The organism is Pseudoalteromonas sp. S8-8, assembly GCF_000497875.1.
In the GTDB taxonomy this organism is placed as follows: domain Bacteria; phylum Pseudomonadota; class Gammaproteobacteria; order Enterobacterales; family Alteromonadaceae; genus Pseudoalteromonas; species Pseudoalteromonas arctica.
On the sequence record NZ_AUTR01000035.1, the window covers coordinates 197618 to 217686 of the forward strand.

A 20069-nucleotide genomic window follows, 5' to 3' on the forward strand; every position below is an offset into this window, starting at 1 on the left:
AAAAATTATGCTTTTATACTCATACCATCGCTGAGTGAATAAAAATAAGCGCGAGTAGCGGGTATTAAGCCAATAATAAAACCGGCTGCCATAATAACGCCGATTAAGCCCAGTTCATAGTAAGAGAGTATTGTGATATTTACGCTTATACCGGCATGGCTTTGTAAGTAACCGCCGGCTGAAAAAATAACTAAATAGTAAAGCACACTACCTACTAGGCAACCAAGTAAAGTGGTCAGTAGTGACTCAATACTTATAAGTGTAAATAAATGCCAAGGGCGAGCGCCTACCGAACGTAATATAGCAAGTTCGCGACGACGCTGACTTAAATTTGCAAGCAATGTCGTTAGCATGCCAAGTAGGCTTACTAACACGACAACAGCTGAGAATAGCAAAAGTATTTTTTCTACTATGGCGAGCATTTCCCATAACTCTTTAAGTGTTACGGTTGGCATAATCCCAAGCAGGGCTTCTGGCTTATATTGATTTATATTGCGCCTAATTTGTAGCGTGTATAAAGGCGAATTAAATCCCATTAAAAATGCTGTAATTTGTTTTGGATGCCCAACTAGGTCGTTATGTTCGTCTTGCTCTTGCTCTTGCTCTTGCTCTTGCTCATGCTCAAGGCTAGCTTTACCGCCGTGAATTAAATCGATTGCAGCCAAAGGAATATGCAGCGTTTTATCAACAGGCGTGCCAGTAGGGTTTAAAATACCGACGACTTTAAATGGGTTATCGTCATGATGATGAAAGCTGGTGTTCCCCATACCGTGCGATATAACAATAGAGTCGTTAAGTTTATAACCTAATTTATTTGCAACTTCACTACCTAGCACCACTTCGTTAATTGCAGCAAAAGGGTGGCCTTTGTTAAAGGTTAAGTTTTGTTTTTTTGCAAAGCGATAATGGCTAAAGTAATCAAGTGTTGTGCCTAGTACCGCTTGGCCTTTATGGCTGTCGCCTAGGCTTATAGGTATGCTCCATTTTACGCCTCGCTGACTTGTTATGTATTCATAACTTTTCCAGCTTACGCCGTTATTAGTATGGCCAATTCTAAATACTGACGAAAGCAGCAACTGTATGTCGCCGGTACGCGCACCAACAATTAAATCAGTGCCCGAAATAGTATTACTAAAACTACTTTTAGCATCAATTCGTACACGCTCAATACTTAAAAGTAACATTACACTAATTGCGATAGTAAATAATGTAAGCAGTACACTTGCGCGGCGGTTTAATAAGCTTTTGTAAGCAAGTTTAGCGAGAATCATACTTGTTCCTGCAAGCTTATAAGGTCAATGGAGCGGTCAAATAAAGGCTTTAGTGTTTCATCGTGGCTCACAAATACCAGCGTACTATTAGATAACTTTGCTTGTTCAAACAGTAGCTTTATAAAGCTCTCACGGTTATTTGTATCGAGTGCAGAGGTGGGCTCATCAGCAATTATTAATTCAGGGCTGCCTATAAATGCGCGAGCTGCAGCAACGCGCTGTTGCTGTCCAATACTCAATGTCGCTACATCTTTATGGTGATACTGCGCAGTAAGGCCTAAAGCATTTAATAACCGCATCGCTTCTTTTTGTAAGGCAGAGTTTTTATTTGATGATTGCTTTAATATTTTTTGTTTTCGACTTTTTGAAAACTCACACCCAAGCGTTATATTTTCAATAGGAGTTAAATAAGGAAGCAGGTTAAAGTTTTGAAAAATGTAGCCAATGTGATCCGCTCTAAAAACATCACGGGTAGTATTGCTTAATGTAGTTAGGTTTTGGTCTAAAATTGATACCTCACCGCTGGTGGCTGTATTAATACCAGCAAGAATCGCTAACAATGTCGATTTACCTGAGCCACTAGGACCGTGTAAAAAAATATGCTCACCTTTTTCTATAACTAACTCTTTTATGTTGAGCGTGGGTGAGCTATCGCTTTTATGCCACTTAAAAGTTACGTTTTTTAGGTTGATCATTACTTTATTTTACCATTTCCAATAATTGAGGTTTCTGCGCGTTTTAAATTGCCTAATAATATTAAATGGCTTAGGTTTTAGTTTATCTTCACTTAATAAAAACTCATTTGTTGCAGCAACTACGCGTTCACTCGACTGCCCATCAGTATATGGATGAAGCTCTTGGCAATAGTTTTCAATGTTTTTCATAAGTGTTTTAGGGTACGTGAAAGCCTGCTCTAAGGCTTCTTCAACTTTATTAGGGTCTGTTACATTAAGTAGGTGTTCCTCAGGAGCATTATTACAAAAGGTGACCACAGGTTTTCGTTGGACTAAAAACATTAAAAGTACTGATGATGTATCGCATAACATAACATCGGCTGATTTTAATAAAGGGACTACGTCGTCGGTCTCAATAAACGTTAAATTTTGATTGCTTAATGCCTTATATTTGCTTACCAATTCAGTTGGCATTTTTGGATGAAATTGCATTAAAATTCGCCATTTTCCGGTTTCACTAAAATGTTTTATTTGCTCATATAGCTTTGGTGCAAGCGATAGTCGCTTTGAAAATGTAGAGCAGATTAATAAGGTTGGTCGGGTGTCTGATTTATTTGTATAAGGCGTTTCGGTGATGCCATCAAATAATCGGTCAAGAGGAGGCCAGCCAGTTTCTGTTACCTTGAAATAGCCTAGTTTTCTTTGTAAGGCTTTAAATGGGATTGTTGTATTTGGGCCTTGTGTACAATACAGGTCGAAACAACCTCTAGCTTTAAGATGATCGTTATTCCCTTTTTTATCTAGCTTACCTGCATCAAAGCCATGAAACACACCTACTTTGATACCAGGGAAAAAAGTGGGTATTAAATTAGCCGGTGCAAACGTTGCATCGGGTTTCCATTCGTGAATATCTTCTATTGTATTAAGCCGTTTTTCTTCTTTTTTTAAAAAATTAGGATTGACTGCCAAACCTTGTAAAAACCAGCGCACTTCACCACCATGAGCTAATATTGCAGCCTGAATAGGCCTCAAAATAGCATATGAATAATTTTGAGAAATATACATCAAGTATTTTTTATTTTTAGTGGCAGTTAAGTAGTTCAAGCTATCTCCTCAGGCTGGTTGGCACATTAAGTTTACCCCATTGCGACTCGCTTATAAATATATGCCTTTATTTGTTTTAAGCATCCGATTGAGCTTTGAGGTTGGCTAGATTATTATACAGCCCATATAACCCCATACCATACTTTGCTCAAAGAGCATCCCTAACCCCGGAGATAGCATGACTAGCTATAAAGTTTTAGACGTAAACGATGATTTACCCATTCGTACCAAAGGTGAAGTACACAGCGGTAAAGTTCGTTCAGTTTATTGGTTAACTGATGAAGACAGCGCACGATTAATTAAAGACAAAGGCTACCAAGTACCGACAGGTACTGAGCTTGCGATTATGGTTATTTCAGACCGAATTTCTGCATTTGATTGCATTTGGCAAGGCGAAAACGGTTTAAATGGCGTACCAGGTAAAGGTATAGCGCTAAACTCAGTGGCAGCCCATTGGTTTAAGTTATTTGATAAAGCGGGTCTTGCGGGCAATCATATTGTTGATATTCCACATCCGTATGTGTGGATTGTACGCAAAGCCAGTACAGTAAAAGTAGAGGCAATTGCTCGCCAATATATTACGGGTAGCATGTGGCGTGACTACGCTAAAGGCATACGTAACTTTTGTGGTATTGACTTGCCAGAGGATTTAAAAGCGAACCAAAAGCTTGATAACGTTTTAATTACGCCATCAACAAAAGGTATTATTGAAGGCGTTGCTGATATTCCGCCAGTTGATGATGTAAATATTACTCGCGCTAACATTACTAATAACTTAGATGTATTTAACTTTAAATCGGCAGATGACGTAACCAAATACGAAAAACTGTTAGTTGAAGGTTTTAAATTAATTAGTGATGAGCTAGCGAAGCTTAACCAAATTTTTGTAGATACAAAATTTGAGTTTGGTTATGTAGAGGATTTAAATGGCGCGCAACAGCTTATATATATTGATGAAGTAGGCACGCCTGATTCGTCACGTATTTGGGATGAAGCAGCATACAAAAATGGTAAAATTGTTGAAAATTCTAAAGAAGGTTTTCGCCAATTACTTATTAATAATGTGCCAGAGAGCGACGTATTATTAAATAAAGATCGCATGAGTGAGCGTGAGCAGTTAGCTAAAGATTATATTTTACCAGAATCAGTAATGCTTGAAGTGTCAAATACCTATGTTGGCATAGCGAGTAAAATTGTTGGCAGAGATATCGTAATCCCTGAAGATCCTCGCCAAGAAGTTATTACTATTTTAGATAACGATTACGGATTAATTGTTAAATAACAGCACTTAAGTGCTAATAAAGCCAGTAACTAAATCTTTATTTTTAGTTACTGGGCTATAATTCTTGCAATTAGCGCTCGTCTCTAATTAACTTAACCTAACATTAATGTTTAGGTATTGTTATGTTTGAACGGGCATTGCAAAAGTTTGCTAAAAGTCATTACTTTTTAGCTATAGGTTTGTTTTTTAGTCAGTTTGCTTTAAGTGCGAATATTGAATTAGTAATAGAAGATCAACACGGCCAAAAGTTATCAGGTGCAGTGGTTGAGCTTAATATTGCTGGTAAACAAGCCACACCATCAAATTTGCCCATTGCTATAATGGATCAAGTCCATAAGCAGTTTTTACCCGAATTATTAGTTGTACAACAGGGTCAAAAAGTTAATTTTCCTAACAGCGATAATATTCGCCATCATGTTTATTCTTTTTCACAAGCTAAGCCTTTTCAACTAAGATTATATTCAGGCCAACCAAAAGAGCCCATTACGTTTGAGCAACAAGGGGTTGTTGTTTTGGGGTGTAATATACATGACTCTATGGTTGGCTATATTTATGTAGCTAACAGCAAATTCGTATATAAAACAGATAAAAAAGGCTATGTAAATTTGCCTATTAATACACTGCCGGCACAAGTGAGTGTGTGGCATCCATTACAAACAGCACCATTGGAAAATAAAAAAATGATAACAATTAATTCCCAAAAACAGTTACAGATAATAGTAAACACATCAACTCCAGCACCTAGAAATACCTTTGGCAGTAAGTTTAAGGTTGGTAATGACTAATAGTTTACGAAATCGCATAACCATTTTATGTGTTGGCTTAGTGTTATTAACCACTATGGTCAGCTTGTTTAGTTTTTGGTGGTCTACGAGTAAGTTTCAAGAAGAAAAAGTAAATCAAGATATTACCGTAGCGCAAAATGTTTATAAGCAATATTTAAAGTCAAAAGAAAGCCTACTGTTAACCGCTGCAAAAGTACTCACCTCCGATTTTGGTTTTAAGCAAGCTGTAGCAACGAGAGATGCAGGTACAATCAGCAGCGTGCTGTTTAATCACAGTCAGCGTATTGATGCCGAATTAATGTTGTTACTTGATTTATCGGGTAAGCTAATTTCCGCTAATACTGACGAAGACGCTTTTGCACACAACTTAAAGCCCTTGATGGAAGAGCTTTTAAGTGCGCCAGAAGAGTCTAGCTTTGTGGTGCTTAATAACGAGCTGTATCAAGTTATTTTATTACCTGTAAAAGCGCCACGTACAGTGGCCTATAGTTTGGTGGGTTTTAAAATTGATGACAATGTAGCCCATGAACTAAAAAGCTTAACAGGTATGGATGTAAGTTTTATAGGCAGTGCTGACGATATTGTTATTAGCTCATTAGCTAATCGTCCTGAGCAATTTGAACCTGTTAGCTATTTTAGTACCGTAACCACATCGCGGTTTTTTGGTGAGTATTTAGTGTATCGTAACCGAGAAATAGATTTACCATCGTTGTTGACCCATCCCATAATTATTTTACTGAGTGCCGATTTAACTCAAAGTTATAGTGACTTCGAAAAACTGCTTTTTACACTTATTATTTTAGCTATTTTAACTATGTTTGTAGGTGTTATTACGAGCAGCATATTTGCAAATAATTTAACTACGCCACTTACTCAACTAGCTGTAATAGCAAGGCAATTTGCACAAGGTAATTATGCATTTGAATTCAAAGGGCGAAGGCAAAGCACCGAAATAGACACGCTAGTCGCAGCGTTTGATAGCATGGGTAATGATATTAATCAGCGCGAGCAACAAATTAGCTTTCAAGCCAGACACGACTCCCTAACAGGCTTTTATAACCGCTCAGCCATGCTTGAGGTGCTTGATGATGAGTTAGATTCATCAGCCGAGTACACGCTCGTTGCAATAGACATAAAAGGGCTTCGCCATATAAACGATAAGCTCGGTCCGCGTATTGGTGATGACTGCCTAAAGGCGGTTGCTTGCAGAATAAGTGAGTTTTCGGATGAGTTAGGGGGCTTTCATGCTCGTATTGGCGGCGATGAGTTTTTAACTGTGTTTCCGACTGCGGCAGCGCGCGAACACAAAAGCGGTATTGTTGGCTTAATGGCACAATTACAAGCGTGCTACACCATTCAAAAACTAAAAATTAACTTACGCTTTAGTGCGGGCATTGTGCAGTATCCTACGCAAGGAATTGCAAGTGATGACTTAATGCGCCGCGTGCTAATTGCTGTTGAAAGTGCTGCAAACACACAAGAGAGCATACATTATTATCAAAATGGTGAGGACGAGGCGCACTTAGAGCGCTTAATAATGCTTGATGAATTAAAGCAGGCTATTAGCGATGATGATGGTCAGTTATTTATGACCTATCAGCCCAAATTACACATGAAAACGCAAAAAATAGATAAAGTTGAGTCACTTATTCGTTGGCAGCGAAAAGATGGTAGTTGGGTTAATCCTGAACTGTTTATTGACTTAGCTGAGCAGTCGGGCCTTATTGTTGAGCTTACTGGGTGGGTTGTTAATACGGTTGTAGCACAAGTAGCTAATTGGCAGTCTAAAAATATAAACTTACAGGCTGCAATAAATGTATCTGCGCAAGATATAGCATTTCCGGGCTTTCATGCTGCATTAGTTCGTACGCTTAAAAAGTACAAAGTAGATCCTAAGCTGATCACTATTGAGCTTACTGAGCGCGATATGATCGAAAACGAAGAAAAAGGTATTAAAGCGCTCGAAAACCTAAAGGCAATTGGCGTTAAAATATCATTAGATGATTATGGTGTAGGGCAAACATCACTTGGTCGATTAAAAATGTTACCGATTGATGAGCTTAAGCTAGATAAGTGCTTTATCCTAAAACTTGATGAATCGCAAAAAGATCAATTTATAGTGCAATCATCAATTACGTTGGGGCATCAGCTAGGTTTCTCGGTTGTAGCTGAGGGGGTTGAAACACTTGGCTCATTAAATTTACTTAGAGGTATGCAGTGCGATCATGCACAAGGCTATTACTTAAGTAGACCTTTAAAAGCAGAACTATTAGAAGAATGGCTGGAGGAATACTATGAAAAAAATTAAATACTTATTAGCAAGTTTGTTTTTAATAATTAGTGTACCGAGCATTGCAAGCAATGGAAAACTGCTAGCTACACCGGGAGTTTCTCAAATTGAAGGCAGTGGCGGCGGTGGTATTGTACCGTGGGCACAACTTGCTGGGTACGCAAGTGATGATGAATTTTCGGTAAATGGCTTTTGTAGCCGCGCAGATGTAACCGACTACACACTTGACGTATGTGGTGCACAACTTAATTTATTTAATCGTGTTGAGCTCAGTTATGCCCAACAGCGCTTTGATGTACCAGCACTTGATGCTGAAATAGAGCAATCAATTACAGGTGCTAAAATACGTTTATATGGTGATATTGTTTACAGTGATTGGCCACAACTTAGCTTAGGTATTCAGCATAAATCACTGGATGATGGCAGTATTGCAACACTTGTAGGCGCAGAAGAGACTAGCGGTACTGACTACTACCTCGCTGCTAGTAAATTACATTTAGGGGCTATTGCTGGCTATAACTGGTTTTGGAACGTAACTACACGATACAGCGAAGCTAATCAACTTGGTTTGCTTGGCTACGGTGGAGAAAATGGTAGTGGTAAAGTGCTATTTGAAGGCAGCACAGCACTATTTTTTAGTCGTGAAGTCGCCGTAGGTGTTGAGTATCGTCAAAAATCAAATAACTTAAACTTAGGCGAACAAGATTGGAAAGACTTATTTGTAGCATGGATGCCTAATAAGCACGTAAGTGTGACAGCGGCTTACCTTGATTTAGGAAGCATTGCAGGAGCTGACGATCAAACAGGTTGGTATTTATCGGTAACAGGGTATTGGTAATGAAAAGCGTTGGTATTTTTATAGTATGCGTAGGATTGCTTTGTAGTTGTGCTAGCTCAACACAATTATCGCTTTATCAAAAGCTCGATGGTAAAGCGGGGATAGGCAGAATTGTTGATAGCTTTATCTATCAAATAGGTAATGACGAGCAGATAATTCATTACTTTGAACACAGCAATATAGCGTACTTTCGCCAAGGGTTTATTACTCATATGTGTATGTTAGTAGAAGGCCCATGTACATACGATGGCGACTCTATGGTAGCAATCCATACAGGTATGCATATTACAGAGAAAGACTTTAATCATGTGGTTGATTTACTTATAAATGCAATGAATGAGCAGAACATTAGCCATAGTTTGCAAAACGATATTCTCTCTAGAATGGCACCACTTCGTGGTGAAATTATAAAAATGTAGCCATAAAGGCTTTAAAGTAATTATTAAGTAAAGGGAACCTTGCTTTGATGTCATTGTCCACTTAGAATTATTTCATAAAAACAATAATTGGCAAATATAGCTTGTATGGCTTACCTATTTATCTCTCGCAAAAATGTACACGCAAAATACTATAGAAAAATAATCAAAAAATTGTCAATGGATTGCCAATTACATATCATGGGAGCCCCTAAGCTTTCTGCTGTTAAGTATTTAAAAGATGCGTTTCAAGTTAATTTTACTGATGTAGTTAACTCTCAGCTAAAACGCAAAAGAGCACGTAATGCTATCTGGAATAGTCCTATTATTACTGCTGTTTACAGTGCTGGGTTAGTTTTATTTGAACGATTACGATACGCTAAGTATTTAGCCTTATTAACCGAGACTAATCCTGACTGCATTGTTATTTGGAACGGCAATAAACTTCCAAATACGACCGTTGCTATGGCTGCAAAAGCATTAGGTGTTAAGCAGTTTTATTATGAAAATGGTTTACTACCCGGTACAAGCAGTTTAGACCCTAATGGTATTAACTATAATGCGTCGTTAAGCCGTGACCCTTCTTTTTACCTAAATTTTGACCCACAAAATAAGCTAAACTTTTGTGCGCCGGATTTAATTCCAAGAGCTGATCATAAAAAGCGCTGTGAATTTGAATGCGCCGATGTGCCAGAACGCTATATATTTGCGCCTTTTCAAGTACCTCACGATACTCAATTAGCTAGCTTTTCTCCGTGGATAAACTCTATGGACATGTTTTACGACGAGGTGATTAAAGCGGTCAAAAGCTTAAACGATCCAAGTTTAAAAGTGGTTTTTAAAGAGCATCCGTCGTGGCATAAACATTACGCTCATCTTTATGAAAAAGATCCGATTGCAATTTTTGCTAATGGAAATCAAACAAGTGATTTGATTAAGTGCGCTGAAGCCGTATTAACGATTAATTCAACGGTCGGCTTAGAAGCATTGCTGCTCAATAAACGAGTTTTAACTCTTGGACAAGCCTGTTACAACATTGAGGGTTTGGTAAAGCATGCAAGCACTGCAGAGCAGCTAGCAGAGAATATGAACGAAGTAGTGCAGGGCTGGCAACCAAATACATTATTAAAGGATAAGTTTTTTAGCTTTATTGAACATGTATATTGTATTCCTGGCGTTTGGAAACACACTGAAGATAAACACATTAAAGCGATTGAAGCGCGTTTTACGGGTAATGACGAGTTTGCTAAGTATCATGGTGATAAGGAATCGTAGTGAAAAACCTAATTAGCTGTCAGCAATTACACGAGCAACTTAATAATCCTGCATTAGTGATATTTGATGCAGGTATGCTGCGCCCAGGTGTTTTGGGTGCTTATTCGCCTCAAGCAATGCTGCCTAGCGCTAAACGTTTTGACATAAAAAACGAATTGGCCGATAGATCAAATCCCTTACCAAGTATGATATGCAGCGAGCAGCAGTTTACCCACGTGATGCAAAATGCAGGTGTAAATAACGACTCGTTTATAGTTGTATACGAAGATGGCGGTTTATTTAGCGCAGCAAGAGCGTGGTGGATGTTTAAAGCTATGGGGCATCACAATGTTAAAGTACTCAGTGGTGGCCTTAAAAAGTGGTTAGAGAGCGATTACGCCACACAACAAGGTTATAGCAAAGCGTCAGGTAAAGGTGATTTTACGGCAAACTATAACTCTGCGTATTTTATTAATAGCCAACAAGTGGTTGACGCAATCGATGAGCCTAGCACTGCATTGCTAGATGCACGTGCTTATAAGCGTTTTACAGGCGAAGAAAGTGAACCCCGAAAAGGTATGCGTAGCGGGAATATCCCAAATAGTCGATCGTTACCTTTTATGGATTTACTTAATAAAGGTGAAGCAAAACCACTTACTGAAATTAAAGCGATATTTAATGACGTGGTCGGTGATGCGCAGCAGCTACAATTTAGCTGTGGCTCAGGTATTACAGCCTGTGTTTTAGCGTTATTTGCTACCGAGTGTGGTTACAGTAATTTAAGTGTTTATGATGGCTCGTGGAGTGAGTGGGGCGCAAGTGATTCATTGCCCATCGCCACGGGAGAAAAGTAGACATGTTGCATATGTAAAGCTTGCTCACGTTAAAAGCGCAGCGCCTCAAAACCTCTTTGTGAATAATTGCATTTAAAAATATTACTCACAAGGAGAAGTGAAAGAGAAGAAAATGAGAAGGTAAAAACCAATGTTTGTTCGTATTTGTATTAAATAGCTTTTACTTTCTAAAATCATAAGGGCAATTTTTACAACCATTTTTGCAGCACGAACCACGCTTTAAAAAAAACCACTTACTAAATATCATGTAACCACTTTGCATGGTGTAGTCGAGCCCTTCAATTAAATTTTCGTTACCTCTAAATTGTTTTGCAAAGTCTATTTGAGTTTTAATAGGTTGTGTATAAACACCCTTTAAAAAAGTATTTATTTTATTAAGCGTGCACTTGCGGCATAAACAACTTGTTGCTGTGATATCAAGCGGTAAAATAGCCGGCAGCTCATTGCACCAACACGCTGATATATCGTCTACATTACACGTTAGAGTACTGTGGCATTGAGCGCAGTTAAGTTGAGTCATTATAATTCTTTTTAGTAACAGTGAGCCAAGAATAACAAATATTATGAATACACAAAAAGCATTAGCTGAATTTATTACATTTGGTGAGCAAAGGGACGAAGCTATATCGGTTATCGTTTCAAGCCCTGCTGATAGCAATAAAACTCATTATACTCTCTCAACCGAGGTTTTAATTGATGTCCTTAAGCGCTGTTTAAGTAACGAAATAGACTTAGATGATTTAGAGCTTTGGGCAAACGTAATTGAATCGCGAGATGACATTGATTGTGCTGAGCATGAAGGTTTTATTTATGCGCTCAGTAATAGCGAGCAAATGGGAGATCTTAATCATCAAAAGCTTGCTCAAATAGTTGCGTTAGTAAAAGTTTAAAAAGCGAGGTGTAAAACCTCACCTACAATATGTGCAACCCTGTAGGTGCGAATTTACTTCGCGCTCATGTAACATGGCTTTGGTGTTTAAAAAGTGAGGTGTAAAACCTCACCTACAATATATGCAACCCTGTAGGTGCGAATTTATTTCGCGCTCATGTAACGTGGCTTTTGAGATTAAAAGCGAGGTGTAAAACCTCACCTACAATATATGCAACCCTGTAGGTGCGAATTTATTTCGCGCTCATGTAACGTGGCTTTGGTGTTTAAAAAGCGAGGTGTAAAACCTCACCTACAATATATGCAATCCTGTAGGTGCGAATTTACTTCGCGCTCATGTAACGTGGCTTTGGTGTTTAAAAAGCGAGGTATAATACCTCACCTACAATATATGCAACCCTGTAGGTGCGAATTTACTTCGCGCTCATGTAACGTGGCTTTGGTGTCTAAAAAGCGAGGTGTAAAACCTCACCTACAAAAAAACCGCATTTCAATTGAATGCGGTTTTTTAAATTGAAGACAATCGTTTTAAGCGATTATTTATGATATCCCAAGCACGTTTCGACTTCGTTTTTAGAACCTAAAATAACGGCTACACGCTGGTGGATTGCATCAGGCTGAATATCCATAATACGCTCGGTACCGGTTGATGCGATACCGCCAGCTTGCTCTACTAACATAGCCATTGGATTTGCTTCGTAAAGTAGGCGTAATTTATTTGGCTTTTTAGGATCTTTGGTGTCGGTAGGGTAAGTAAATAAACCGCCACGGCTAAGCACGCGATGTACATCGCCCACCATTGCTGCAATCCAGCGCATATTAAAGTTTTTAGCGCGAGGGCCTGTATCACCTGCTAGCAAATCATTGATATAGTTTTGCATAGCTGGCTGCCAATGGCGTTGGTTAGACGTATTAATAGCAAATTCGTTTGTATCAGCAGGGATTTCGGCAAAATCTTGTGTAAGTAAAAAGCTGCCTTGTGTTTTATCAAGGGTAAACATGCGCGTGCCTTTACCTGTAGTCAGCGCAAGCATTGTTGACGGGCCGTAAAGTACGTAACCTGCTGCAACTTGCTTGTGGCCGGGCTGCATAAAAATGCTTTGATCAGCAGCGTCTGAGCCTTCAGGCACTTCCATAATAGAAAATATAGTACCCACAAGTGAGTTAATATCGGTATTTGACGAGCCATCCAGTGGATCGAATGCCACTATAAATTTAGCGTCTGGGTTACCTGCTACTGTGTAGTCTTCCTCTTCAGAAGCGATTGCTTTAACCGTACCTGATTCCAGTAAAATATCTTTTAACAGCTGATTAGATAATACATCGAGCTTTTTTTGAGTTTCACCTTGAATGTTTTCATCAAGGGTTGAGCCTAATACGCCAGAAAGCGCGCCTTGACCAACGCGAAACGAAATTTCTTTACATGCCGCTAAAATTGTTCGAATTAATGATAAAAGTTCTCTTGAACAACCATCTTCTAGTAATACTGGAGGGAGTCTACGCATTCTATTTTCCTGATAACGTGTTAAAACCAATCATAATGTGAGAGAGATTAGCTTAGAGCGCTGAAATTCGTCTTAAATAACTGTATTGTTTAAATAGCACCCTATAATGGGACCACCTAATCGTACTTAAAACACAAATAACAAAGATAAGATTATGAAAAAAATACCACTACTAAGTTACATATTCTTTACTGTGCTGTGCTCTATCATAACTCAAGCGCACGCAGCAATTAAGTCAATTGATGAATTTACTACGCAAATGAATCATTTTCCGGGCTATTATTCGTTTTTTTACGATACCCAAAACGGAAAAGTATATTTAAAAGTTGATAAGTTTGAACAGCAATTTTTACTGCAGCAAAGCTTGCCTTACGGTATTGGCTCTAACGATATAGGCCTTGATAGAGGTCAGCTTGGTAATACTCACCTTGTGCAGTTTGAGCGTTTTGGCGACAAAGTAATGTTACGCGCTGTAAATACTTACTATCGTGCCAACACAAGTAACAAGGCCGAACAGCAAAGTATTAAAGAAGCGTTTGCATCAAGTATACTTGCTGGTTTTAAAGTAGTCGCAGAAGATAAAGCCACAGCACTTATTGATTACACACCTTATTTATTAAGTGATGTACACGGCGTAAGCCGAACGCTTGCGGCGCGTAAGCAAGGTAACTTTAGCCTTGATGAGTCACGTAGCGCCGTTTATATGAATCGCTCAAAAGCATTTGTAAAAAACACCGAGCTTGAAGCTGTACTTACATTTAAAGGCACAAAACCAGGTGAATTTGTTCGCCAAGTAAGTGCTGACCCTTATGCGCTTACTGTTCATATGCATCATTCACTTATTCAATTACCAGATGACAACTACACGCCGCGTAAGTTTAATCCGCAATCAGGTTTTTGGAGTATAGAACATAAAGATTACGCAGCGCCGCTTGGTGACTCTATGTACGTGCGTTATATACCGCGTCATCGTTTAACTAAAAAGGATTCAAGTTTACCTATTAGTGAGCCTGTTAAACCAATTGTATATTACCTTGATCCTGGCGTTCCAGAGCCCGTTAAAAGCGCTTTGCTTGAAGGTGGAAAGTGGTGGAACGACGCATTTACGGCGGCAGGATATAAAAATGCATTTATAGTAAAAGTGCTGCCAAGTAGCGCCGACCCTATGGATATTCGTTACAACGTCATTCAATGGGTACACCGTGCAACGCGTGGTTGGTCATACGGAAGTTCGGTGATCGACCCACGTACAGGTGAAATACTTAAAGGGCATGTAACACTCGGCTCATTGCGTGTTCGCCAAGATATTTTAATAGCCGAAGCTCTTGCTGCTCCTTATTTAAAAGGCAATGAAGTTGCTAAAAACTTGCAAGCAATGGCGCTTGATCGTATTCGCCAATTAAGCGCACATGAAATTGGCCACACGTTAGGTATTTCTCATAACTTTGCAGCATCGGTAGGGGATAGAGCCTCAGTAATGGATTACCCACATCCGCTACTTAGTTTTAATGAACAAGGTAAGCTTGATGTAACGCGCGGCTATGCAACAGGCATGGGCGTGTGGGATACCCAAGTAATTAAATATGGCTATAGCAATTTTACTAACCAAGATGAAAGCGCAGAACTTGCTGCTATTTTAAAAGAGAACAAAGCCAAAGGCCTTGAGTTTATATCAGATAGCGACGCTCGTGCTAAAGGTGGCGCACATCCAACAGCTCATTTATGGGATAACGGCACTAATCCTTCGCAGGAGCTTTTAAGAGTACTCGACGTACGTAAAAAAGCGCTTTCGCAGTTTGGTATTAATAATATTAAAACGGGTGATTCATTATCGCAATTAGAGGAAAAACTAGTTCCGCTTTATCTGTTTCACCGTTTTCAGGTTGAGGCAGCGGTTAAGCTTATAGCCGGTGTTGATTACGAATACGAAACACGCGGTGACTCACCCGTAAAAGGCGCACAAGTCGTTAATAAAAAAACACAGCAAGAAGCGGTAAACGCTATTTTTGCAACACTTAAGCCAAGTAACTTATTACTTCCTGAATCTGTGTTATCGCTAATTCCGCCAAAAGCATATGGCGAGTCTAAATCGCGCGAAAGCATAGTTGGGCGCACAGGGTTAACGCTCGATGCAATGGCATTACCCGAGGTTGCAGTGCAGCACAGCTTGTCGCTTTTATTAAATGCACAGCGTTTAAATCGCTTAGCGCAGCAACAAGCGCGTAGTAATGACTTTTATAGTTTAGATGAGTTACTTGAGGAGCTATATAGCCAAGTGTTTAACGTGTCATCACCTAATACAATGACAGGTAAAATCACTCAGCGCGTGCAATTTTTAACAGCAAAAGCTATGGCTGATTTAGTAGCAAGCGATAGTGCAAGCCCTGAAGTGCAAGCGCAGCTACGTTACTACTTAGTTAAGTTGAGTGAAGACTTTAACCAAAACTCAATGCTGAGCCATACAAGTACTGGCGAGAGTGCGTTTAAGCAATATTTAGCTGAGCAAGTAAATCAGTTTTTAATTAAAGGGCAATGGCCAAACAACTTTAAAGTGCTGCCAATCCCACCGGGCTCACCAATTTAGAATAAAAAGTAGAAGCGCTTAGTTTTAATCAATTACAAAGCAAAACACCGAGTATATTTATACTCGGTGTTATTTTATTCTAAAAACGAATACGTACTCTAAGACTTTATTTGCACTAAATCGTAATCGGCCATACCAGGTACTATTGCCTGTAAGCGAGACTCGGTTACATCGAGTGCATTTAAACATTCGCAATACTCAGAAGCCTTAAGCTCTAATTGATGTGCCTTTTTTTGTAGCGATTTATCAATTTCTCTTGAGATAATATCCATGCGTTGCCCCATGTCGTTAATGCGATCTTCTATATTACCTTCACGCGATTTAAACGCATCGCCAAGTGATACCAAAATAGCACCTAACGATCCATGAACAGCAGAGTGAATTTGCTGGCTGATCTCTTTAGTGAAAAAGTCATCTATTTGCGAAAGTGATTGAGGGGCTATAAAAAAGAAGTCATCTCCGCGCTTAAACTTATCCATTAGCGCGCGCTCTACATACTGCAATTGTGTTTTAAGTACTTCAGGTTCTTTGTCTGACATACCTTCAACTACGTGTTCAATAGCGCTTAAACCTAAGTTAACACCATCGGTAGCAAGGTTTACTAATTCGGGGACTGTGTGGCGAATACCATTACTAAACTGTTCGAGTACTTTGCTTTCGTCATCACTTAAATCAACCCAATAACCACGAATAAACAGTTGGTTATTGTTATTAATTTGGACACGAGTTTGGCCTTTATCTAATATGCGAATTGCATCGTCAGTAATAATTAAACCATGACGTAATTCAACATCGCATTGGGCTTGAGCAAAGACACTAGTGCTTGAGAGCGCCATGGAAAACGCCAATATCGAACGAGATAGAAACGCCATAAACACCTCAAAAAGACTAAAATGGAAGGCGAGTAGGTTAACAAAAAAACAACTTTATGCAAGGGAAAATAAACCTATCAACTATCTCACAGAATAGTTGTATAGAGTGCAGCTTGAGTTTTTAGATACGGTTATGTTGGGAAAAATCAACAGTTCAACAAAGGGCTTAATATATAGCTAGAGAGGGTAGAATTGGCTCATAGTAAAATAAGAACACGTGGTTTTTAAATGAAGTTTAAAAAGATACAGCTATTTATATCAATTAAGCTTAATAGCCGACTCTAAATTTACTCTGGAGTCGGCTCAAAAACTAAATATTTAGTGTGAAACCACTATTAAGCGAATTGCATCAAGTTGTAACTGCGTTTTTTCAATATACGTAGTTAGGTCGTTACGTTGCTTATCGTAGAAGGTAATTTCTTCTTGGCGAATATTCGGATTAATTTGCTTAAGGGCAACAAGTCGCTCTTGCTCTTCACTGAGTGACGTTTGCATTTTAGCAAGTGACGCTGCGCGAATAACTTCAAGTTTTTCTTGTGCCATATCTTTAGCGGTAGTGATCATTGGGTGAACAGCGCTTTGCAATGCACCGGCAAGCTTACTTGCTGTTTGGCGGCCTACGGCTGATAACTGCTGATTAAAGCCTTCAAATGCCACGTTTTCACCTAGGTTATTACCTGCTTTATCAAGTAATATACGAATTGGTGTAGGCGGTAAAAAGCGACCAACTTGTAATACTTTTGGTGCCATTGCTTCTGCAACAAAAATAAGCTCAACAAAAAAGGTACCAGGCGGTAACTTTTTGTTTTTAAGTAAAGCCACCGATGCGCTACCAAAGTCGTCGTCACAAATCATATCCATGGTGCCTTGCACCATTGGGTGATCCCAACTAACAAAGTGCACGTCTTCTTGCGAAAGTGCCGTGTCGCGATCAAAGGTAACCGTCATGCCGTCTTCTTTAAGCGATGGGAACGATGCATTTAACATATGTTCCGTTGGCTTTAAGATAATGGTGTTTTCGCCTTTATCTTCTTGGCTTACGCCAAATGTGTCAAACACGTTGATCATGTAGCTTGGCAATTCAAACTGGTTATCGAGTTTTTCGATATCAGTTACAAGCGAATCGGCAGCACCTTGACCCGATGAATGTAGTTCTAGTAAACGATCTCGTCCGCTTTCCATTTTTTTACGCAGTACCGCATTTTGTTGTGCTACTTGCTCAAGTAATGGATCAAGCTCGTCTTCATCGCAGTTATGCGCAGAAATATACTCAAGTAGGTCATCACGGAACTCTTTATAAAGCATTTGCCCCGTTGTTGATGTAGATTCGAATGCATCTAGACCTTCGTTATACCAACGTAGCAGTACTTCTTGAGCGGTGTTTTCAAAATATGGCACATGAATGTTCACATCTTGTGTTTGGCCTATACGGTCTAATCGACCAATACGTTGCTCGAGCAAATCTGGGTTTAGTGGTAAATCAAACAACACTAAGTGATGCGAGAACTGGAAGTTACGACCTTCTGAGCCAATTTCTGAACACAGTAATATTTGTGCATTATCGTACTCGTCTGCAAAAAATGCAGCAGCGCGGTCACGCTCAATAATCGACATGCCTTCGTGAAATACCGACGCTTTAATTGCTTCACGTTCACGCAGTATTTGCTCAAGGCTGATAGCTGTTTCAGCTTTAGCACATATAAGCAGTACTTTTTCGCGCTTAAGTGTTTTAAGGGTGTCGATTAACCAATCTACACGTGGATCGAATAAACCCCAGCTTGCGCTTTCGCCTTCAAATTCTTGAAATATTTTTTCAGGAAAAAGAGCACGGTGTGCACTTAGTTCAGGGTTTTGAATGCCGCCCATGTTACCAAGAACCGACATAGCCGTTTTATACTGCTTTGGTAATGCCATTGGGTAGGCGTGTAATTTACGGCTTGGGTAGCCGTCAATGCCGCTGCGGCTGTTTCTAAATAATATACGACCTGTGCCGTGGCGATCGAGTAGCATGTTAAGTATTTCTTTACGCGCTGGTAAATCACCTTGCTGTGCTTTTTCAAGAATATCAGTAATGTCGGTTTCTTTTAATAGCTCAATTAGCGTGGCTTTGGCTGCGTCGTCCAGAGCTTGCTCTTGCAGTAATTGATTTGCCGCTTGCGCTACGTCTTTATAATTTGCTTCTTCTTCTTTAAACACGTCGTAGTCGTAAAAACGATCCGGATCGAGTAACTGTAAACGTGCAAAGTGACTGCTGTGACCAAGTTGATCAGGCGTTGCTGTAAGCAAAATAAGGCCCGGAATATCTTGGCTAAGCTCTGCCATACGTTGGTACTCTGAGCTTGGCTTGCCGTTATTGATACTTAGGTGATGGGCTTCATCTATAACTAGTAAGTCCCAATCAGCAAGTGTTGCTTGTTCAAACCAGCGTTTTTTCTTGGTTAAAAACTCAAGACTGGTAAGTACCAATTGCTCTGTATCAAACACGTTTGGTGAATCTGCAAACGCTTCGTCGCAGCGTTCTTCATCAAAAATAGAAAAATGTAAGTTAAAGCGGCGTAGCATTTCTACTAACCATTGGTGCTGTAGATTTTCTGGTACAACAATAAGTACGCGGCTCGCACGACCACTAATAATTTGTTGGTGTAAAATCATGCCCGCTTCAATTGTTTTACCAAGGCCTACTTCATCTGATAAAAGTACGCGTGGTGCAAAACGTTTACCCACTTCTTGGGCAATATAAAGCTGGTGAGGAATAAGATTAGCACGTTGCCCAATTAAGCCTTTAATAGGCGATTGTTCACGTTCAAATTTATGTAACCACGTTTGGTAGCGAAGTGTATAGCGATCAAAACGATCGACTTGGCCCGCAAATAAACGATCTTGTGGTTTATTAAACTTAATAAAATGATCTAAAAACGTTTCTTTAAGTTTGGCAGTTTCGCCGTTATCAACACGGGTGCCGTGATAACACAGTAACTCACCTTGTACTTCAATAGACTCTACTTCTAATTCCCATTCTTCAACGCTTTTGATCACATCGCCAGGATTAAATGCCACACGGGTAACAGGTGCTTCTGCCGAAGAATAAACACGGCTCTCACCACTGGCAGGAAATAATATGCTGACCTGACGGCCTTCAATGGCAACAACAGTGCCTAATCCTAAATCTGACTCTGTATCACTGATCCAACGCTGACCTAAGGAAAAATTCATGTATGTCTCGTCTATGATGAAAAAGGCGGCTATGTTACCTGTAAGCTAACACCACTGCAAGGCGCTATTTGGCTCACTTTTAATTAATTTTGTAAGTGTTAATTATTACTATTAAAACAACTTGTTTATGACTCTTTTTTAGGTAAATCAAAACTAATTACAGTTTGTAATAAAACGGACTTTTATGACAAATAGACTAAACTTACATTATGCCTTGGCAATTAAGTATTGCAGGTTT

General features: G+C 39.4%; 16 protein-coding genes. 9 read left to right on the forward strand and 7 right to left on the reverse strand.

Features of this window, described 5'->3' with window-relative positions:
* Window positions 1-5 precede the first annotated feature (5 nt).
* From L659_RS0111705 to L659_RS0111715, 3 genes are read right to left on the reverse strand one after another with little or no spacing between them, the layout of a single operon-like run.
* Window positions 6-1271, reverse strand: coding sequence for an ABC transporter permease (locus L659_RS0111705; RefSeq protein WP_024590648.1), 1266 nt, complete (start codon window positions 1269-1271; stop codon window positions 6-8).
* Complete coding sequence (locus L659_RS0111710) at window positions 1268-1966, reverse strand: ABC transporter ATP-binding protein (protein WP_024590649.1); 699 nt, start codon at window positions 1964-1966, stop codon at window positions 1268-1270. The genes L659_RS0111705 and L659_RS0111710 overlap by 4 nt, the downstream gene beginning before the upstream one ends.
* 9 nt (window positions 1967-1975) lie before the next feature.
* Window positions 1976-3049, reverse strand: coding sequence for a CDP-glycerol glycerophosphotransferase family protein (locus tag L659_RS0111715; protein WP_024590650.1), 1074 nt, complete (start codon window positions 3047-3049; stop codon window positions 1976-1978).
* Window positions 3050-3227: 178 nt separating this feature from the next.
* Between L659_RS0111715 and L659_RS0111720 the strand changes: the two genes are divergently transcribed.
* From L659_RS0111720 to L659_RS0111750, 7 genes are all read left to right on the forward strand, one after another.
* Complete coding sequence (locus L659_RS0111720; protein ID WP_024590651.1) at window positions 3228-4331, forward strand: phosphoribosylaminoimidazolesuccinocarboxamide synthase; 1104 nt, start codon at window positions 3228-3230, stop codon at window positions 4329-4331.
* A gap of 122 nt (window positions 4332-4453) precedes the next feature.
* Window positions 4454-5116, forward strand: a complete 663-nt coding sequence (locus L659_RS0111725) for a methylamine utilization protein (protein ID WP_024590652.1) — start codon at window positions 4454-4456, stop codon at window positions 5114-5116.
* Window positions 5109-7424 carry a bifunctional diguanylate cyclase/phosphodiesterase gene (locus tag L659_RS0111730; RefSeq protein WP_024590653.1) on the forward strand — a complete coding sequence of 772 codons (2316 nt, stop codon included), beginning with the start codon at window positions 5109-5111 and terminating at the stop codon, window positions 7422-7424. Before L659_RS0111725 ends, L659_RS0111730 begins: the two co-directional genes overlap by 8 nt.
* Window positions 7411-8244 (forward strand): DUF3034 family protein, encoded by an 834-nt coding sequence (locus L659_RS0111735; RefSeq protein ID WP_024590654.1) that lies wholly within the window; start codon window positions 7411-7413, stop codon window positions 8242-8244. Before L659_RS0111730 ends, L659_RS0111735 begins: the two co-directional genes overlap by 14 nt.
* Window positions 8244-8663, forward strand: coding sequence for a group I truncated hemoglobin (locus L659_RS0111740; protein ID WP_007581961.1), 420 nt, complete (start codon window positions 8244-8246; stop codon window positions 8661-8663). Before L659_RS0111735 ends, L659_RS0111740 begins: the two co-directional genes overlap by 1 nt.
* Before the next feature lie 177 nt (window positions 8664-8840).
* Window positions 8841-9935 carry a capsular polysaccharide export protein, LipB/KpsS family gene (locus L659_RS0111745; RefSeq protein ID WP_007581963.1) on the forward strand — a complete coding sequence of 365 codons (1095 nt, stop codon included), beginning with the start codon at window positions 8841-8843 and terminating at the stop codon, window positions 9933-9935.
* Entirely contained in the window at window positions 9935-10768 is an 834-nt protein-coding gene (locus L659_RS0111750; RefSeq protein ID WP_024590656.1) for a sulfurtransferase, read from the forward strand. Before L659_RS0111745 ends, L659_RS0111750 begins: the two co-directional genes overlap by 1 nt.
* 160 nt (window positions 10769-10928) lie before the next feature.
* On the opposite strand, the gene L659_RS0111755 is transcribed toward L659_RS0111750, so the two are convergent.
* A complete protein-coding gene (locus tag L659_RS0111755) occupies window positions 10929-11288 on the reverse strand; it encodes a DUF5522 domain-containing protein (RefSeq protein ID WP_024590657.1) in 360 nt (119 codons plus the stop codon).
* 43 nt (window positions 11289-11331) lie between these two features.
* Between L659_RS0111755 and L659_RS0111760 the strand changes: the two genes are divergently transcribed.
* On the forward strand, window positions 11332-11658 hold the full coding sequence (locus L659_RS0111760) for a hypothetical protein (RefSeq protein ID WP_024590658.1): 327 nt from the start codon (window positions 11332-11334) through the stop codon (window positions 11656-11658).
* Between the two features lie 535 nt (window positions 11659-12193).
* Here L659_RS0111760 and L659_RS0111765 read toward each other — a convergent pair.
* The gene (locus L659_RS0111765) at window positions 12194-13162 is read right to left on the reverse strand and encodes a class 1 fructose-bisphosphatase (protein ID WP_024590659.1); all 969 of its coding nucleotides are present in this window, start codon (window positions 13160-13162) and stop codon (window positions 12194-12196) included.
* A gap of 154 nt (window positions 13163-13316) precedes the next feature.
* On the opposite strand from L659_RS0111765, the gene L659_RS0111770 reads away from it, so the two are divergent.
* The gene (locus tag L659_RS0111770; RefSeq protein ID WP_024590660.1) at window positions 13317-15746 is read left to right on the forward strand and encodes a zinc-dependent metalloprotease; all 2430 of its coding nucleotides are present in this window, start codon (window positions 13317-13319) and stop codon (window positions 15744-15746) included.
* A 98-nt stretch (window positions 15747-15844) separates the two neighbouring features.
* Here the strand turns inward: L659_RS0111770 and L659_RS0111775 are convergent, their stop codons facing one another.
* Window positions 15845-16618 carry a YggN family protein gene (locus tag L659_RS0111775; RefSeq protein WP_024590661.1) on the reverse strand — a complete coding sequence of 258 codons (774 nt, stop codon included), beginning with the start codon at window positions 16616-16618 and terminating at the stop codon, window positions 15845-15847.
* 318 nt (window positions 16619-16936) lie between these two features.
* Complete coding sequence (gene rapA / locus L659_RS0111780) at window positions 16937-19831, reverse strand: RNA polymerase-associated protein RapA (protein ID WP_024590662.1); 2895 nt, start codon at window positions 19829-19831, stop codon at window positions 16937-16939.
* Window positions 19832-20069: the final 238 nt, after the last annotated feature.

What these genes read in the sequence shown, in the direction of transcription:
- L659_RS0111765 (WP_024590659.1), bottom strand. Translation starts at nt 13,162, where the DNA reads ATGCGTAGACTCCCTCCAGTATTACTAGAAGATGGTTGTTCAAGAGAA.
- L659_RS0111720 (WP_024590651.1), top strand. Translation starts at nt 3,228, where the DNA reads ATGACTAGCTATAAAGTTTTAGACGTAAACGATGATTTACCCATTCGT.
- L659_RS0111745 (WP_007581963.1), top strand. Translation starts at nt 8,841, where the DNA reads ATGGATTGCCAATTACATATCATGGGAGCCCCTAAGCTTTCTGCTGTT.
- L659_RS0111710 (WP_024590649.1), bottom strand. Translation starts at nt 1,966, where the DNA reads ATGATCAACCTAAAAAACGTAACTTTTAAGTGGCATAAAAGCGATAGC.
- L659_RS0111760 (WP_024590658.1), top strand. Translation starts at nt 11,332, where the DNA reads ATGAATACACAAAAAGCATTAGCTGAATTTATTACATTTGGTGAGCAA.
- L659_RS0111735 (WP_024590654.1), top strand. Translation starts at nt 7,411, where the DNA reads ATGAAAAAAATTAAATACTTATTAGCAAGTTTGTTTTTAATAATTAGT.
- L659_RS0111775 (WP_024590661.1), bottom strand. Translation starts at nt 16,618, where the DNA reads ATGGCGTTTCTATCTCGTTCGATATTGGCGTTTTCCATGGCGCTCTCA.
- L659_RS0111755 (WP_024590657.1), bottom strand. Translation starts at nt 11,288, where the DNA reads ATGACTCAACTTAACTGCGCTCAATGCCACAGTACTCTAACGTGTAAT.
- L659_RS0111770 (WP_024590660.1), top strand. Translation starts at nt 13,317, where the DNA reads ATGAAAAAAATACCACTACTAAGTTACATATTCTTTACTGTGCTGTGC.
- L659_RS0111725 (WP_024590652.1), top strand. Translation starts at nt 4,454, where the DNA reads ATGTTTGAACGGGCATTGCAAAAGTTTGCTAAAAGTCATTACTTTTTA.
- L659_RS0111730 (WP_024590653.1), top strand. Translation starts at nt 5,109, where the DNA reads ATGACTAATAGTTTACGAAATCGCATAACCATTTTATGTGTTGGCTTA.
- L659_RS0111740 (WP_007581961.1), top strand. Translation starts at nt 8,244, where the DNA reads ATGAAAAGCGTTGGTATTTTTATAGTATGCGTAGGATTGCTTTGTAGT.
- L659_RS0111705 (WP_024590648.1), bottom strand. Translation starts at nt 1,271, where the DNA reads ATGATTCTCGCTAAACTTGCTTACAAAAGCTTATTAAACCGCCGCGCA.
- rapA (WP_024590662.1), bottom strand. Translation starts at nt 19,831, where the DNA reads ATGAATTTTTCCTTAGGTCAGCGTTGGATCAGTGATACAGAGTCAGAT.